The 16,616-nt window shown below is 51.7% G+C and carries 13 protein-coding genes; 7 read left to right on the top strand and 6 right to left on the bottom strand.

What is annotated here, in order from left to right:
- Positions 1-63: 63 nt before the first annotated feature.
- From NF212_RS09955 to NF212_RS09930, 6 genes are all read right to left on the bottom strand, one after another.
- Entirely contained in the window at positions 64-1,737 is a 1,674-nt protein-coding gene (locus NF212_RS09955; RefSeq protein WP_434360864.1) for an ABC transporter substrate-binding protein, read from the bottom strand.
- Positions 1,738-1,819: 82 nt separating this feature from the next.
- Positions 1,820-2,092: a DUF2160 domain-containing protein gene (locus NF212_RS09950; RefSeq protein ID WP_434355148.1), complete on the bottom strand. Its 273-nt coding sequence runs from the start codon at positions 2,090-2,092 to the stop codon at positions 1,820-1,822.
- A gap of 11 nt (positions 2,093-2,103) precedes the next feature.
- A complete protein-coding gene (locus NF212_RS09945) occupies positions 2,104-2,901 on the bottom strand; it encodes a carbohydrate ABC transporter permease (protein ID WP_434355146.1) in 798 nt (265 codons plus the stop codon).
- 4 nt (positions 2,902-2,905) lie between these two features.
- Positions 2,906-3,775 carry a carbohydrate ABC transporter permease gene (locus NF212_RS09940; RefSeq protein WP_434355144.1) on the bottom strand — a complete coding sequence of 290 codons (870 nt, stop codon included), beginning with the start codon at positions 3,773-3,775 and terminating at the stop codon, positions 2,906-2,908.
- Positions 3,765-4,904, bottom strand: a complete 1,140-nt coding sequence (locus NF212_RS09935) for an ABC transporter ATP-binding protein (protein ID WP_434355142.1) — start codon at positions 4,902-4,904, stop codon at positions 3,765-3,767. The genes NF212_RS09940 and NF212_RS09935 overlap by 11 nt, the downstream gene beginning before the upstream one ends.
- On the bottom strand, positions 4,897-5,997 hold the full coding sequence (locus NF212_RS09930; protein ID WP_054672930.1) for an ABC transporter ATP-binding protein: 1,101 nt from the start codon (positions 5,995-5,997) through the stop codon (positions 4,897-4,899). Before NF212_RS09930 ends, NF212_RS09935 begins: the two co-directional genes overlap by 8 nt.
- Before the next feature lie 233 nt (positions 5,998-6,230).
- Here NF212_RS09930 and NF212_RS09925 point away from each other — a divergent pair, with 233 nt between their 5' ends.
- The 7 genes from NF212_RS09925 (at position 6,231) to NF212_RS09895 (ending at position 16,599) form a co-directional block, all read left to right on the top strand.
- Positions 6,231-8,114, top strand: a complete 1,884-nt coding sequence (locus NF212_RS09925) for a sigma-54-dependent Fis family transcriptional regulator (RefSeq protein WP_434355139.1) — start codon at positions 6,231-6,233, stop codon at positions 8,112-8,114.
- Between the two features lie 115 nt (positions 8,115-8,229).
- Positions 8,230-9,990, top strand: a complete 1,761-nt coding sequence (locus NF212_RS09920; RefSeq protein ID WP_434355137.1) for a sensor histidine kinase — start codon at positions 8,230-8,232, stop codon at positions 9,988-9,990.
- Positions 9,947-11,296, top strand: a complete 1,350-nt coding sequence (locus NF212_RS09915; protein ID WP_434355135.1) for a sigma-54-dependent transcriptional regulator — start codon at positions 9,947-9,949, stop codon at positions 11,294-11,296. The genes NF212_RS09920 and NF212_RS09915 overlap by 44 nt, the downstream gene beginning before the upstream one ends.
- Positions 11,293-12,519 carry an ABC transporter substrate-binding protein gene (locus NF212_RS09910; protein WP_434355132.1) on the top strand — a complete coding sequence of 409 codons (1,227 nt, stop codon included), beginning with the start codon at positions 11,293-11,295 and terminating at the stop codon, positions 12,517-12,519. Before NF212_RS09915 ends, NF212_RS09910 begins: the two co-directional genes overlap by 4 nt.
- Positions 12,520-12,825: 306 nt before the next feature.
- Positions 12,826-14,202 (top strand): xanthine/uracil/vitamin C permease, encoded by a 1,377-nt coding sequence (locus NF212_RS09905; protein WP_434355130.1) that lies wholly within the window; start codon positions 12,826-12,828, stop codon positions 14,200-14,202.
- Positions 14,203-14,285: 83 nt separating this feature from the next.
- Positions 14,286-15,908, top strand: a complete 1,623-nt coding sequence (locus NF212_RS09900; RefSeq protein ID WP_434355128.1) for an acyl-CoA synthetase — start codon at positions 14,286-14,288, stop codon at positions 15,906-15,908.
- 175 nt (positions 15,909-16,083) lie between these two features.
- Entirely contained in the window at positions 16,084-16,599 is a 516-nt protein-coding gene (locus tag NF212_RS09895; RefSeq protein WP_434355126.1) for a M48 family metallopeptidase, read from the top strand.
- Positions 16,600-16,616: the final 17 nt, after the last annotated feature.

Here is a 16,616-nt window from a genome sequence, read left to right as displayed (position 1 = left end):
CAACCAGAAAAAGAAAAGCCCCGGAGTGTCGGGGCTTTGTTTTGGTAAGTGCTTGGAAAAAAACTATTGTTGCCAGGACTTGAGCAGTTCGCTGTACTTGATGGTCTTGCCTTGAGGTTTCTCGTTTGCCAGTTTCGCTTTTGGCGAACCGGGCTGGGAGAGCCAGTATTCGGCATCCTGCTTCTTGTTCAGCTTAGGTCCGCATTCGCCCTGGACATTTGCTCGCTCCAGACGTTGCAATACTTTGTCCTGAGCGGCAGCGAGGCCATTAAGTGCTTCCTGTGGAGACTTCTCGCCGTTCGCTGCTTCAGCAATGAATTGCCACCAAAGCTGAGCCAGTTTCGGATAATCCGGTACGTTGGTCCCCGTTGGTGTCCACTGTACGCGAGCCGGGCTGCGGTAGAATTCCACCAAACCACCCAGTTTAGGTGCTGCGTCAGTCATCGCCTGCGAGTTGATGTCAGACTCACGGATTGGCGTCAGGCCAACCAGGGTTTTCTTAAGCGAGACAGTCTTGGCAACGGTGAACTGGGCGTAAAGCCATGCTGCCATACGGCGCTTTGAGTCTGTTGATTTCATCAGGGTCCATGAACCGGCATCCTGGTAACCAAGCTTCATGCCTTCTTCCCAGTATGGGCCTTTGGGCGATGGCGCCATGCGCCACTTAGGCGTGCCATCCGGGTTAACCACTTCGAGCCCTGGTTTGGTCATATCAGCAGTAAACGCGGTATACCAGAAGATTTGCTGGGCAATGCTGCCTTGTGCCGGAACCGGGCCGGCTTCTGAGAAGGTCATGCCCTGTGCTTCCGGCGGCGCATAGTCGCGCAGCCAGTCTACGTACTTGGTGGTTGCGTAAACAGCTGCCGGGCCGTTGGTTGCACCGCCACGTTCAACGCTGGAACCGACCGGACGGCAACCGTCCACGCGGATACCCCATTCATCGACCGGCTTCCCGTTAGGGATGCCTTTGTCACCGGCACCGGCCATAGAGAACCAGGCATCAGTGAATCGCCAACCGAGGGATGGGTCCTTTTTACCGTAATCCATGTGGCCGTAAACGCGCTCACCGTCGATTTCTTTCACATGCACACTGAAAAACTCAGCAATGTCTTCATAGGCAGACCAGTTTACCGGTACGCCCAGTTCATAACCGTAACGGTCTTTAAATTGCTTTTGCAGATCTTCACGGTCAAACCAGTCGGCACGGAACCAATAAAGGTTAGCAAACTGCTGGTCCGGCAGTTGGTAGAGTTTTCCGTCCGGGCCGGTGGTGAAGCTGATACCGATGAAATCTTCCAGATCCAGCGTTGGCAGGGTGATGTCCTTACCTTCCTCTTTGATGTAATCGCTGATGGGGTAGACCTTGCCGTAACGGAAGTGAGTACCGATAAGGTCAGAGTCGTTGATATAGGCATCGTAAATACTGCGCCCGGACTGCATTTCAGTTTGCAGTTTTTCAACCACATCACCTTCCTGAATCAGGTCATGGGTAACCTTGATGCCGGTAATTTCCTCAAAGGCTTTTGCCAGCACTTTAGATTCATATTCGTGCGTAGTGATGGTTTCTGAAACAACCTTAATTTCCATTCCCCGGAATGGCTTGGCGGCTTCCGTAAACCAGGCCAGCTCTTTACTTTGTTCCTCCTTGCTTAACGTCGAAGGCGTAAATTCGTCGCCAATCCATTTCTGGGCGGCATCGGAATACTGATCGGCCAGCGCAAGCGGGCTGAACATCATTCCGATGACCAAGCCAAGGGTAGTGCGTTTAGGTAGGTGTAACTTCCGGTTCATTAGTGAACTCCTTATCACTGTTTAGTCCTTATCCCCAACGAAGAACAACCGTCAGCCACAACACTGAAAGTGCGAACGGCACCCAGATTGTGATGTCAGTCATACCGATGAAGAACAGGTGGATATAGGCACTGCTGAGCAGGCCGATAAAGAGACGATCCCCACGTGTGGTCGAGATAGGCAAAAAGCCCTTTCTTTCTACACAAGGTCTGAGGATTTCAAATACCGTCATCGAGAGCAAAATGCAGGCGATGCCGATAAAGAACAGTGCACTGGGTAGTGTCCAGGCCATCCAATTCATAGTGTTTCTCCTTAAACACGCCCGAGCGCGAAGCCTTTCGCGATGTGGTTACGGACAAACCAGATCACCAGGAGACCCGGCAAGATGGTGAGAATCCCGGCTGCAGCCAGAACGCCCCAGTCAATTCCGGAGGCGCTGACTGTCCGTGTCATTGTGGCCACGATGGGTTTGGCGTTTACAGACGTCAGTGTCCGTGCCAGGAGCAGTTCAACCCAGCTGAACATGAAGCAGAAAAAGGCGGTTACCCCAATGCCGGAGCGGATCATCGGCAGGAACAACCGCACAAAAAATTTCGGGAAACTGTAACCGTCGATATAAGCAGTCTCGTCAATCTCTTTGGGTACGCCGGACATAAAGCCTTCCAGGATCCATACCGCCAGTGGCACATTGAACAGGCAGTGTGCGAGTGCGACGGCAATGTGGGTATCGAAAAGCCCGACAGAAGAATAGAGCTGGAAAAATGGCAGCAGGAATACCGCCGGCGGTGCCATCTTGTTGGTCAGCAGCCAGAAGAACATATGCTTGTCACCGATAAAGCGATACCGGGAGAAAGCATAGGCAGCCGGCAGGGCAACCAGCAGCGAAATGACGGTGTTCATCGATACGTAGATCAATGAGTTTATATAGCCGGTGTACCAGGATGGGTCGGTGAAAATCACCGCGTAATTGTCCAGGGTGAAATTGGTCGGCCAGAACGTCAGCTCACCAAGAATTTCTTCATTGGTCTTGAACGACATCATCAGCAGCCAGTAGACCGGCAGGAACAGGAAAAGGATGTAGGCTAAAAGGCCAATAGTTTTGCGTTTCATGGTCTTATTTCTCCTTATCCAGCGCAGTCATTGAGGTGTAGAACAACCAGCACACCAGCAGGATGATCAGGAAATAAATGATGGAGAAAGCGGCTGCAGGGCCGAGGTCGAACTGGCCGACTGCCATCTTGGTCAATGCCTGGGACAGGAATGTGGTTGAGTTACCGGGGCCACCACCGGTCAGGACAAACGGCTCGGTGTAAATCATAAAGCTGTCCATAAAGCGCAGCAGGACACCAAGGAGCAGTACGCTTTTCAGCTTCGGCAACTGAATATAGCGGAACACCGCCCAGGAAGATGCCCGGTCGATTTTCGCTGCCTGGTAGTACACATCCGGGATTGCCCGCAGGCCGGAATAACAGAGCAGGGCAACGAGGGAAGTCCAGTGCCAGACGTCCATCACCAATACCGTAATCCACGCATCCATCGGGTCTGAAGCGTAGTTGTAGTCCACACCGATGCTATTAAGGAACCAGCCTAGCAGGCCGATATCAGCCCGGCCAAAGATCTGCCAGATGGTGCCCACTACGTTCCAGGGAATCAGCAGCGGGACAGCGAGCACAATCAGGGTAAGCGAGGCTTTGAAACCCTTGGTTGGCATGGTGAGTGCCACTGCAATGCCGAGTGGGATTTCAATCGCCAGCACGCAGAACGAGTAGATGATCTGGCGAAGCAGTGAATCGTGCAGGCGTGGGTCATTAAGGATTTCCTTGTACCACTCTGAACCCACAAAATAGGCAGTGTTTTGGTCAAAGATATCCTGGATGGAATAGTTGACCACCGTCATCAGGGGCACGATGGCGGAAAACGCCACCAGCAGGAAGACAGGGATAACTAGCCACCAGGCGCGGTTGTCTTCAGTTTTAAGCTGCATCGGGGCCTCCTTGTTCCTCTGATGGCAGTTCGTCCGCTTCCTCACCAACCAGGTATTCGTCGATATATAACTTGAGCCACTGGGAAGGGAAGCTGACCCAGATATCGCTATCGGGTACGTCCACTTCTTCCGCCAGGCGGGTTTTAATGGTCTGGTTGCCCAGCTTGAGTGTCAGGATTTTATAAGTGCCCAAGTCTTCGACATGAGTCAGTGACGCTGGCCAGGCATCATCACGCTGCTCATCCCACAGGTGGACAAACTCCGGTCGGATACCCACTTTGATGTTTTTACTGTCGGTTGCCCCCAGGGCTGCCTGTTGGCTTGGAGAGAGTGCCATGCGCATCCCGTCAAAAATGACGCCGTCACTGACTTCGTTTACCTCGATAAGGTTCATGCCGGGGCTGCCGATAAAAAAGCCGACAAAAGTGTGGTTTGGCTGTTCAAACAGTTCGCGTGGTGTCCCGAACTGAACAATGGCACCGTCATACATCACCGCAATTTTGTCCGCAAAAGTGGCGGCTTCTAGCTGGTCATGGGTGACGTAAATCATGGTGATATTGAACTGTTCATGGATCTGCTTGAGCTTGCGGCGAAGTTTCCATTTCAGGTGCGGGTCAATAACGGTCAGTGGCTCGTCAAACAGGATGGCGGATACGTCATCCCTTACAAGGCCACGCCCCATGGACACTTTCTGCTTTTCGTCAGCGCTCAGGTGCTGCGCTTTCTTCTTCAGCACCGGTGTCAGCTCCAGAATTTCTGCAATCTCGGTGACTTTAGACCGGATTTTGGCTTCAGGTGCCTTCATGTTGCGAAGCGGGAACGCGAGGTTATCAAACACCGTCATGGTGTCGTAAATGACGGGGAACTGGAAAACCTGAGCGATGTTCCGCTCCTGTGGTTCCAGCTCTTTCACATCAATACCGTCGAACTTCACAAAGCCTTCCGACGGACGAAGCAGACCTGAAATGATATTCAGCATGGTGCTTTTGCCACAGCCGGAAGGGCCAAGCAGCGCATAGGCACCGCCATCTGCCCAAACATGGTTCATACGGCGTATCGCATAGTCATCGACCGACTGAGGGTTGGCCGAGTAACTGTGTGCCAGAGATTCAAGCCGGATTTCAGCCATAGTGAATTCCCTCCTTCACGCGGCGAGCCGCCTGGATGAGTTGGTTGTCCTGGGAAAACACGTACAACTTGTGTGTCGGGACATAAATTTTGATCTTTTCGTCCACGGCGTAGTCATGAACACCGGGAAGGTGTAATACCAGCGAAAAATTACGGTTTCTGACGTGCAAAAAGGTTTCACTGCCGCTGATTTCTGCCAGTTCGACATCAACAGACAGTTCAAGGTCATCGTCGTTACCCGGCACTAAAGACAGGTGGTTGGGGCGAATACCGAACTGGTAATGGCCGGTGGGCAAGTCGCCCAAATCTGTGTTCAGCGGGAAATGGACATAATCGGCAAAAGAGACGGTTTTCTCACTGACTGTGCCGCTGATAAGGTTGATCGGCGGCTCGCCAAACAGCTCTGCTGCCGCCACACTGGCCGGGTTGTGGTAAACCTCCGGCGTGGGGCCGTGTTGCAACACCTCCCCTTCATGGAGAAGAACAACATTTCCGCCCAAGGCCAGTGCCTCATTGGGTTCGGTGGTGGCATAGACAGCGATGGTATTGCGCTCTGCGAACAATTCGCGCATTTCCTGGCGAAGTTCTTCCCGCAGTTTGTAGTCAAGGTTTACCAACGGCTCATCGAACAAAATAAGGTCTGCATCCTTCACCAGTGCCCGTGCCATGGCTGTACGCTGCTGTTGGCCGCCAGACAGTTCAAGCGGGAGACGCTTTAAAAAAGGGTCGATATGCAGCATCTTGGCAACGGCATATACACGCTCTTTGATTTCTTCATCTTTGAGTTTTTCCAGGCGAAGCGGGGAGGCGATGTTGTCGAATACGGTCAGGTTGGGGTAATTAATAAATTGTTGGTAAACCATCGATACATTGCGCTCGCGCACGGGCACACCAGTCACATCCACACCATGAAAAAGGACGCGTCCGCTATTAGGGCGATCCAGCCCGGCCATAATACGCATCAATGTTGTTTTGCCCGCTAAGGTGCGTCCGAGCAGAACATTAAAAGAGCCAGGATCGAGGGACAGGTTTGCATCTTTGATCCAATGCTCGCCATCGACTATCCGGTTCACATTTTCTAATACGAGCGCCATCTCGTTTGTACTCCTTGGCGTGATTCCATTCCGGGTACAGATTGCGAGTAGCGTGCCAAGTGTGTTTCAGAGTGTTTAAAAATCTAAAAAATCATTTATATCAACTATATAAAGCGCAATTCGCCAGATTGTTAAAAAAAGATGATCCGAAGTAATTGTTAAGTGTTAACATCAAATGAACAACAATTAACACCAGATTAACGTTCGTATTCGCGCATGAATCCGGGGAAATAATGAGCAAAGAACAACTCAATCACCAGCGAGCGATTCATGAATCCTGGGTGAGATGTAAGGATTTTGGCTTAAGACCGCAAAGCCGGCCGCAGATTGTTCAGCTTAACCGGGGGGAACGGGAAGACGCCCGTGAGGGAACCCGGGACCTGATTGTGGCAACCGAAGAGCAGGTACTGCCTTACTACGAAAACATCCTTGTAAACAGCAACAGCCTGGTGTTGCTGGCTGACCAATATGGGAACCTTATTAATTCCTGGGGACGTCCATCCTTTATTACGCAAATGGAGCGAAGCCTCTTTGAGTCAGGGACATCCTGGGTGGAGCAATATAATGGTACAAATGCTATTGGGACAGCGCTCGCAACTGGAAAAGCCATAGAAGTCGGGCGGGATGAACACTACCTGGTTGCCAACCGTTATATGAGCGCTTCCGCAGCACCTATTTTCGATTCCCGCCGTGAAGTGGTCGGTGTCCTCAATATTTCCAGCGATGCTTACCTGCCTACCACCCATGTGAATGGAATGGTAAGGGTGATGACGCAGGCGGTGGAAAACCAGCTCATTATCGCTACCTATCGTCAGCACTATTACCTGTTTATCTTCAATACCAACCCGGACAACATAGACAGCCAGTGGTCTGGTTTGCTGGTGTTTGATGAAGAAGGGCTGATTGTCGCTTCCAACCGCCGGGCTGATTTGTTGATGGGAACGGAACTGAAAGGACTGGCAATTGAACAGGTAACAGGTATCAAGCCGCTTCAACTTAGTGCGCACCCGGAGCGACAGGTACTCAACTTTAATTGTCTGGCCAATTACCCATTATTTGCGGTCATCCGAAAGCCGGCAGTATCCCAGACCCGTGGGAGCGTCGCGGATATTCGGCAACATTTGGTGGCCAGGGATGCCCGGCCACCAAAGATCCCGCCTCAGGATTTTGGCGATCCACAGGCACTGATGTCACTGGCGCTTGGTGACCAGAAGATGCAGCGAGCGGTGGAGCAGGGGCTGAATGTGGTACACAGCGATATCCCGCTGCTTATCCAGGGGGAAACCGGCGTTGGCAAAGAGGTGTTTGTTACCGCATTTCATGCCTCTTCTCCGCGCTCCGATAAAGAGCTGGTGGCAGTGAATTGCGCGGCAATCCCAACAGAGCTGGTGGAGTCAGAACTCTTCGGGTACGTAAAGGGCGCGTTTACCGGTGCCAACCAAAAAGGGAGTACCGGTTATATCCGCCGCGCCGACGGTGGCACACTGTTCCTGGACGAAATCGGAGACATGCCTTTGAACGTGCAAGCCCGTTTGCTCAGGGTCTTGCAGGAAAAACGGGTAACCCCACTTGGCAGTTCAGAAAGCTACCCGGTTGATTTCCGGCTGGTGTGCGCAACGCACCAACCCCTCCGCAATCTTGTGAAACAGCAGCGTTTCAGGGACGACCTCTATTACAGGGTGAATGGCCTGACGGTTTTCCTGCCTTCGCTAAGGGAACGGGAAGATTTGCGCTCACTGGCTGAAACTGTGCTCCGCTCTTTGGATGAATACGACGGTCAGACCGAAATCAGTGAAGAAGTCTTTAACCTTTTTGAAAGCCATAACTGGCCAGGTAATATCCGTCAACTCTACAACGTACTAAGGGTTGCAACCGTGATGTCGGCAGGGGATGAGATTTCACCGCATCATCTTCCGGATGATTTTTACCTCGACCTGCAAGCGGCTGTGCCGGAACCGGATAATGCAGATATTCAGGTCGAAGAGGATGCAGACTGGCGTGAATCATTACCAAAAGTCTATGCCGCATTTGGCGGGAACATCAGCAAAACGGCTTCTGCATTGGGTGTGAGCCGAAACACAATCTATAAACGCCTGAAGGATTTGGGTGTGAAATAAGCCAGTTTTAGACTTATGTCTGGTTAACTCATCTTTATGAAACTGTTAGCGTGGTTGGGTCTGCAGAATGATACGTTTTTACCCCAACAAGGTTTCATTCAGACGGAGCTTGACTGTGACCACACGACCTATACCTTCTATCGGATTTTGGAAAAACAGCCTTGTACGGCGTTTTTTCCTGCTGTCACTGTTGGTTGCCAGTGTACCGCTTATTGTCACGGTTCTTGTCTACGATCGCCTCACGGCGGGGCTTGTTGCGGATATGGCAAAAGAACGGGCATACCAGAGCTTGACCCAGGTTCAAAACAGTATGCACCACTTTGTGCGCCAGCATTTACATGCTCTTGAAGCAATATCCGAATTACCCGAAATTCCCCTCATGTTCGAAACGCCGGATGCCTTGCCGGAACACTCCCAGACCCTGAGTCTTATCTACTTCGATATCGACCGTCCTGAAATTTACGGCGCGCTGTTTTTTGATGCAGACTGGAACTTGGTAAATGCGTTGCCCGGCCAGAGCGCCAGTGGGTTTCCCTACTGGGGGAAAGGTCAGTTTGTTACCTCCGGTTTGCCAGTATCAAGGTTTGGCGATGCAATTTTTATCGGGCCGCAACCGGCAACTCCGGGGTTGTCTGGCTGGTATTTGACAGCGATACCCATGCCGGCTTCGCCTGTGGACGGTAAAGTGCCGGGTTATCTCGCTTTTCAGGTGCGGCTTGCCAGCTTAACTGCTTACCTTTCATATTCACCGCTGGATTTTGGTCAGCCGTCCTGCCTTAACATCGATACTGCCGGATGCTTCGACGTCCTTGGCCGGGATATCGGTCACCAGACAGCTAATGGGATCTCCCTTGAAATGCTGCCTGGCTGGTCATTGCATAAAGCATCTGGCGCTGAGCCCATACTCGCCAAAGACCAGCAACGTGTTTTGGTGCTGGTGATGGCAGGGCTTGTGCTGCTGTTGGTGTCTACCTTTTTCTATTTCCTGGTTAGACGGGTCAGGCGCCGTGTTTTCCCGCTGATAGATGCGGCTAATGCCGTTTCTGAAGGGGAGTGGCGAGCGCCGTTGAGCACATCTGGCAACGATGAAATCACCTTGCTAGCCCGGGCGTTTAACCGGATGACTGACCATCTCGACTCCCTGTTGCTGGCAAGGGGGGAAGCTGAACGCAAAGCCGTCTGGGGGGAGTTTGCGACCGGAATTGCTCATGAGATCAGGAACCCGCTTGCAACCATCAAAGTGTGCGTCCAGGCACTCCCAGAAGGTACGGCAGAAGATCGAGAACTCCAGTCATTGATGACCGGTGAGATCGACCGGATAAACCTACTGATTTCCTCGTTGCTTGAATACGCCCGGCCACCACATCCAGACAGTAAGGCGGTGTCCCTAGAAAAGGTCGTAAGCCGGCTTTCAGCCCTGATTGCACCAATGGCAAAGGAAAGGGGTGTTTCGCTTAGGGTGGAAACAGAAAATACCGTGCTCGTGCGGGTCGATGAAAACCAGATTCAGCAAATTGTCATGAACCTGCTAATCAATGCCCTTGAAGCTTCAGCCTCGGGCAGTGACATAACGCTTAAAACGGCTATGACGGAAACGGGCGCGGAAATCACTGTAGAAGATCAGGGATGCGGTATGGATGAGAACCAGATCGCGTCAGTCACCCAGCCGTTTTACACCACCAAAACCACGGGAACCGGGCTTGGACTTGCCGTGTCGTTGCGTCTTGCGGAGCTTAATAAGGCGCATCTGGACTTTGACAGCGAACCCGGTAAAGGAACAAGGGTTTCGCTGAGGTTTAATAACAAGATCCACGTTGAAAAGGATGACCGAGATGAGCAATCAGCCGGGCAAGAAGCCACTGCTGTTGATTATTGACGATGAGGTGGCGCTCACCCGTTCGCTGCAAATCGCACTGCGTGACCCGGGATATGATGTCGCCGTTGCTCATACCGCTGAGGATGGCTTATCCAGGGCGAATTCATTGCGCCCTGAGGTGATTTTGCTGGATTTACGCCTTCCGGACAGCGACGATTTAAACCCGCTGGAACGACTGATAGCCATGTTACCGGATAGCCCGGTTTATATGATGTCAGCGCACGGTGATATTAAAACCGCTGTTGATGCGGTCAAGCGCGGAGCCAGAGACTTCGTCACCAAGCCGTTTGACATCAAAGCGCTGAAAGCCCGGCTTCTGGGGCACCTTCAGGTTAATAAATCCGCCGGGCGGGGACTGGTCGGCAACAGTTCGGTGATGGAAAAGCTTCGTCAGGAACTGGCCATTATCGCAAAAAGCCCGGCCAAGACAGTGTTGCTTCTCGGCGAGTCCGGTACGGGCAAAACTGCTGCAGCGACCGAAATACATGCTTTGAGTGTGATAGCCCGTAAACCGTTTGTTGAAGTGAACTGTGCGGCGTTGCCAGAAACGTTGCTTGAGTCAGAGCTCTTTGGTGTTGAGAAAGGAGCGTATACCGGTGCCCACAAATCCCGAAATGGTCTGATAGAAGCAGCAAATGAAGGAACGTTGTTTCTCGACGAAATTGGGGAGCTTTCTCTGGCAATGCAAGCAAAGTTGCTCTCGTTTTTAGAAAGCCAACGCTACCGGCCTGTTGGTTCAACAGATGAAAAGCAGGCCAATGTGCGGGTCATCGCCGCGACCAATCGCTCATTGTCCGACGCCGTTGATGAAGGGGGCTTCCGGGCCGATCTTTACTATCGGCTTAATGTGATGCCTGTAAAACTGCCTGCGCTCTCCGAGCGTTCAGAGGACATTCCGCTTCTTCTCGAACATTTTGCCGTGTCGTACTCAATGGCTTCCAACCCGGTTTCTTTTGCACCGGAAGTCACTGAAATACTTACTGGATACAATTGGCCGGGTAATATCCGCGAGCTTAAAAATCTGGTAGAGCGCCTTTCTGTTCTCTATGGCGGCAGCGAGGTGACTATGGCGCAATTGCCCGACGAGTATTCAGCCCGGATTCCTGAAAATCAAAAGGAGGCCTTTGCTTCCAAACACGGGGAATCCGTCGGTGAGATAACGGAACATCTGGCCAATGAAGAAAAACGCCTCATTCTTGGTGCGCTCAGGGAAAGTGGTGGACATAAAGGGAACGCAGCTAAACTTCTCAATATTTCCCGTCATGCGCTGAAACGCCGTTTGCAAAAACTGGGAATACAGCCATGACGAGGCTAAATAAAACATGCTTTGGTTTATTGCTCTTTGGCCTGGCGGCTTTTGCCCAGGGTGAAGTTGTCATCGGTGCATCGAAAGAAGAGGCTGATCTGGAAGTAGGGTGCATGTATCCGCTGACCGGTGCTTCCTCACTGTGGGGAAACGACGCTGTCGTGGCGTTGGAAATGGCGGTAAATAAACTGCTGGCTGAGCCGGGTTTACCGAAAATCCGGGTTTATGTGGCGGATACCATGGGCAAACAATTTCGCTCCCGGGAAATTGCCCTGCAATTTGTTAACCGTGGCGTTCAGGTGCTGTGTGGGGTGGTTAATTCAAACATAGCGCTGGAAGTCTCCCAGATTGCCCGCGAGCATGAAATCCTGTTTTTAGGCGCAGGGCACAGTACGGCAAGACTAACAGAAGGTGAGCGCCACCCGTGGTATTTTCACCTTAACAATGACGCGTCCCAGTCCAGTGATGCCGGTGCGCGTTACCTTAAAGATGTGAAACCTGAATTGAATTGGAAGACGGTTTCTTACATCGGTCCTGACTACGAGTACGGTCACCAAATCTGGCAGACCATGATGGCGAACCTAAAAAAGTACGGGGTGGACTACCAAATCAAAGATGAGTTCTACAGCCTGCTAGGGGAAACCGATTACCGGCTCTATATAGAAGCGTTGCTTGCTGACCCGCCGGACATTCTGGTGAGTGGCCACTGGACCCGGGATTTGGTGAGTTTTCTTGAACAGGCACAACTTTCCGGGTTGCTGGACACAACCCACTTTGTGAACTTTGATACCGGCGGCGGTTATTTTGTGCTCTCCCGGTTGGGTGATAAGTTACCGGAAGGCTTGGTTCTGTCTGGGCGCTCCCATGTTAATTGGCCCGAGACTGAAACAAATCGCGATTATGTAGGCGCGTTTTTCCGTCAAACCCAGCGATATCCCACGTTTATCGCCCAGGATGCGTATACGGTGATACAGGTACTTGGAGCTGCATGGCAAAAAGCGGAAGAAAAGACCGTGCCCGGTATTCGGAATGTGTTGCCAGGTTTGACTGTCTCGTTGCCGGAAGACCCCGAGGGGTTCAGTTCGTATATCGACCCTGATTCCCACAAAATCATGCAATACCAGGCAGTGGGAGAGACAATTAAAAACTTCCGCTTTTCACCAGCAACCCGGATGCTGGGAAACTGGAAAATCTACCCGCCAGCTGAAACCAGCGAGCGCTGAGCGCTCCGGGCGGAAAGCGCTCAGATTGTTGAGCGCTTTCCGCTCAAGTGACTTTCTTGCGCATTCCTTCCTTAGTCGCACTTTACCTCGCGTTAACAAATCTAACCCGGTCTGACCAGATCTTGTTCAAACATCAGGTTGTTCACTCCCCCTTTAATCTTCAGATATTCGAGTCGTTTTCAAACACGAAAACACATCAGCTAAGAATAATTCATCGTTCTCTCTGTACAGTTTTTTAACATTGGCACTGACGTTGCTCTGTTAGGGGAAAAATAACCATAAACCCTACATAAAACAGGAGAAAGCATGTCAGTCATAAAACGCTCCCACGGTGAGGAACAACCTTACTGGCCGGCCGGGCCTTTCAAGATTCGCTTGCCGTTTGTCCATTACCGTTGGGAAATGGCGGAAACCATTCAGGGCATGATTATGTTCGTGGTCAGTATGGCAATGATCCCGCTGCTGGAAAAATACCTTGGCCTGCCATACGACGTCGCACTGGCATACGTAGTCGTGTGCGGTATCGGCTTTATGTTGCCAAATCTTCTCGGTGTACCCATGGTACCGGGGTGGATTACACCAGCAATTCCGGTAGTTTTGCTTTTCCTGGGTAACTTTGAGCCGGGTCCAGAGTCGATCAGGGCATTGATGGGGCTCCAACTGATTGTTACTGCCATCTTCTTCATTCTTGGTATAACCCGTTTGGGCAGTAAGCTGGTCAACCTGTTCCCGGCGTCTATCAAGGCGGGCATTCTGATTGGTGCGGGCATTGCGGCCCTAAGCGGTGAAATCAGTGAGGGCGGTCGTCTGGCGAATACCCCGGTTTCGCTGATTATTGGTTTCCTGGTTACTGCGTATGTGCTTTTCTCCCTGAACTTCCGTGACTACATCAACAAACACAAGTGGGCTAAAGTCATCGCCGGTTACGGCATGGTACCGGGTACGCTGGTGGCAATGGCTGTGGGCTGGATGGTCAGTGAATATCCGCTTCCCGCGATTGAGTTCGGTTTCTCCGCCCCGGCCTTTGGCGAAATGATTAACTACCTGCCGTTTACTGTGGGCCTGCCAACACTTGAGATGCTGTGGCTTGCTATCCCGACCGCGCTCATCGCATATGTTATTGCCTTTGGAGACATTATCGTGGGCAAAAGCCTGCTCGACCGCGTCGATCACCTGCGTCCGGATGAGCACATTGAAGTCAACGTAGACCGCGTTCATCTGGTAACTGCGCTGCGTAACCTTATTCACTCTATCTTCGCCCCATATCCCGGCTTGGCTGGCCCGTTGTTCACCGGTGCAATGGCGACTATTGCTGAGCGCTACCGCCACGGTCGAAGTGCGATGGACAGCATCTACAGCGGTGCGGGTGTGTTCTGGATTGTTGGTTTTATCGCGCTGTTTGCCCTGCCGCTTATCACGCTGTTCAAGCCTGTTTTGCCTATCGCGCTTTCCATTACGCTCCTGATCACCGGTTATCTGTGTATTTCGGTGGGTGTTGAGCAGGTGCGCAATGCTACCCAGATGGGTGTTGCGGGCACCATGGGTGTGGTGCTGGCGGTTTATGGCGCGGGTTACGGCTTACTGGCGGGTATCGCACTTTACTTCCTGATTGAGTGGCGTCGCAAGGAATCGCAATCCAGTGAGGAAGAAACCGAAGAACCAATCGAAGTTGTTGAGAACTGATTTTTAAGCTGACCGATGTCTAGAACAAACTGATTGTGGAACATCACTGCCCGGTGGATACCGGGCAGAAAGGAAGGATAACAATGACAAAGCATAATATTTATGAAATCGGCCTGGATAAAACACCTGCGAATTTCGAAAGCCTCAGCCCACTGAGTTTCCTCGAACGAGCAGCCAGCGTTTACCCGGATTACCCGGCGACCGTTCACGGCAATATTCACCGCACCTGGGGAGAGACTGAAAAGCGTTGCCGCCAGATTGCTTCGGCACTGGAAAAGCAAGGAGTGGGAGAGGGTGATACGGTATCGGTCATTGCCCCCAACCTGCCGGAAGTGTTTGAGATGCACTTTGGCGTGCCGATGTCTGGCGCAGTGCTTAACACGATCAATACCCGCCTGGATGCTGATGCCATGGCGTTCATCTTCCAGCATGCTGAGAGCAAAGTGGTGGTGGTTGACAAGGAATTCACGCCTGTCGTCAAGAAAGCGCTGAAGATGATTGCCCACCGCCCGATTGTTATCGCCATTGACGATCCGTTGTATCAAGAAGGCAGCCTTATCAGCGAGCTGACTTTTGAAGAATTTATCCAGGACGGTGACCCGAATTTCCCGTATGGCCCGCCTTCCGATGAGTGGCAGGCGATTTCACTGAACTATACCTCCGGCACAACCGGCAATCCCAAAGGGGTGGTTTACCACCACCGCGGCGCGCACTTGAATGCCGTCAGTAATATCCTTTCCTGGGATATGGGTGCGCATCCGGTTTACCTCTGGACTCTGCCAATGTTCCACTGCAATGGCTGGTGCTTCCCTTGGTCCATTGCTGCGGCTGCCGGTGTGAGTGTGAGCCTTCGCCATGTTCGCGCTGATGCGATCTTCGATTCAATCCGTGAGCATAAGGTCAGTCATTTCTGCGGCGCACCGATTGTGCTGAATATGATGAACAATGCAGAAGAGAGCTTGAAGTGGGGTATTGACCACAAGATCAAGGCAATGACAGCAGGCGCAGCGCCACCGGCTTCGGTAATCGAAGGAATGGAAGCCATGGGCATAGACGTGACGCATGTATATGGTCTTACCGAAACTTATGGGCCTTGTGTTGTTTGTGACTGGCAGCGAAGCTGGGATGATCTAAACAATACAGAACGTGCTCGAATGAAAGCGCGGCAGGGTGTTCGGGCACCGATGCAGGGTGAACTGATGGTAGCCAACCCGGTCACCATGGAGCCAGTCACAAAAAACGGCAAACAAATGGGTGAGATTTTCCTGCGTGGCAACGTGGTGATGAAGGGGTACCTGAAAAACCCTACGACCACAGACGAAGCCATGGCAGAGGGTTGGTTCCGCACCGGCGATTTGGCGGTATGGCATGAAGACAACTACATCGAAATCAAAGACCGCTCCAAGGACATCATTATCTCCGGTGGGGAAAACATCTCCAGTATCGAGGTAGAAGATGTGCTCTACCGTCACCCGGATATTGAGGAAGTCGCAGTTATTGCTATGCCGGATGAAAAGTGGGGAGAGGTGCCATGTGCTTTCGTCAAACCCCGGGAGGGCAAGAGTTTGACACAAGAAGAAGTGATCAGCTTCTGCCGTAGCCAGATGGCGCACTTTAAAGCGCCGAAGAAAGTGATTTTTACTCAGCTTCCGAAGACCTCAACCGGAAAAGTGCAGAAGTATGTCCTTCGCCAGCAGGTGAGCTGATTTCAACTGTTAGTTATGAAAAAACATCCTGATCTCTCCGGAAAGCCTTTCCGGATAGGTGTTCCGCTTTGGCCGGTGTCCACCGTATGGGCTGCCGGCCCTTTTTGTTTTTAGCCCTTGTCTTTCTTGCGATCCGAAGTACCATCCAACTCATTGTTGTTGTGGAATACCCAATATGTCATCAAACCTGCAATATCTTCGGGGATACCCGGACCATCTGGTTTCCCAGGTGCAAAGCCTTGTCGACCAGAACAAACTTGGAGTGTGGCTGAAAAAACGTTATCCAGAAAACCACAACATCAAAACGGAAAAAGCGTTGTACGATTATGTTCAGGAGATTAAAAACCGTTTCCTGAAAAAGTCTGCCCCGCTCAGCAAAGTGGCATACGATCCTAAAATTCATATCGTCAACAACGCACTTGGCCTGCACAGTTATGTCTCCCGAATTCAGGGTAACAAGCTGAAAGCCAAGAACGAAATCCGTATTGCTTCTATGTTCCGGGATGCACCAGAGCCTTTCCTGCGTATGTTGGTGGTTCATGAACTGGCACACCTGAAAGAGAAAGACCATAACAAAGCTTTTTACGCACTCTGCTGCCATATGGAGCCGGAATATCATCAGTTGGAGTTCGATGCGCGTTTGTATCTGACCTATCTGGAAATGTCAGGTAAAGCAGGGACTAAATCATAGACTAAAGGTTGTATAGC

This window comes from Parasalinivibrio latis, from assembly GCF_036825535.1.
GTDB lineage: Bacteria > Pseudomonadota > Gammaproteobacteria > Enterobacterales > Vibrionaceae > Parasalinivibrio > Parasalinivibrio latis.
Note: the sequence above shows the minus strand (reverse complement) of the source record. Positions and strands in the feature narration are given on the sequence as shown.

Bases quoted from the DNA above. Each gene is read 5' to 3' on its own strand.
- NF212_RS09900 (WP_434355128.1), top strand. From the start codon at position 14,286: ATGACAAAGCATAATATTTATGAAATCGGCCTGGATAAAACACCTGCG.
- NF212_RS09895 (WP_434355126.1), top strand. From the start codon at position 16,084: ATGTCATCAAACCTGCAATATCTTCGGGGATACCCGGACCATCTGGTT.
- NF212_RS09945 (WP_434355146.1), bottom strand. From the start codon at position 2,901: ATGAAACGCAAAACTATTGGCCTTTTAGCCTACATCCTTTTCCTGTTC.
- NF212_RS09940 (WP_434355144.1), bottom strand. From the start codon at position 3,775: ATGCAGCTTAAAACTGAAGACAACCGCGCCTGGTGGCTAGTTATCCCT.
- NF212_RS09905 (WP_434355130.1), top strand. From the start codon at position 12,826: ATGTCAGTCATAAAACGCTCCCACGGTGAGGAACAACCTTACTGGCCG.
- NF212_RS09925 (WP_434355139.1), top strand. From the start codon at position 6,231: ATGAGCAAAGAACAACTCAATCACCAGCGAGCGATTCATGAATCCTGG.
- NF212_RS09910 (WP_434355132.1), top strand. From the start codon at position 11,293: ATGACGAGGCTAAATAAAACATGCTTTGGTTTATTGCTCTTTGGCCTG.
- NF212_RS09955 (WP_434360864.1), bottom strand. From the start codon at position 1,737: ATGATGTTCAGCCCGCTTGCGCTGGCCGATCAGTATTCCGATGCCGCC.
- NF212_RS09930 (WP_054672930.1), bottom strand. From the start codon at position 5,997: ATGGCGCTCGTATTAGAAAATGTGAACCGGATAGTCGATGGCGAGCAT.
- NF212_RS09950 (WP_434355148.1), bottom strand. From the start codon at position 2,092: ATGAATTGGATGGCCTGGACACTACCCAGTGCACTGTTCTTTATCGGC.
- NF212_RS09935 (WP_434355142.1), bottom strand. From the start codon at position 4,904: ATGGCTGAAATCCGGCTTGAATCTCTGGCACACAGTTACTCGGCCAAC.
- NF212_RS09915 (WP_434355135.1), top strand. From the start codon at position 9,947: ATGAGCAATCAGCCGGGCAAGAAGCCACTGCTGTTGATTATTGACGAT.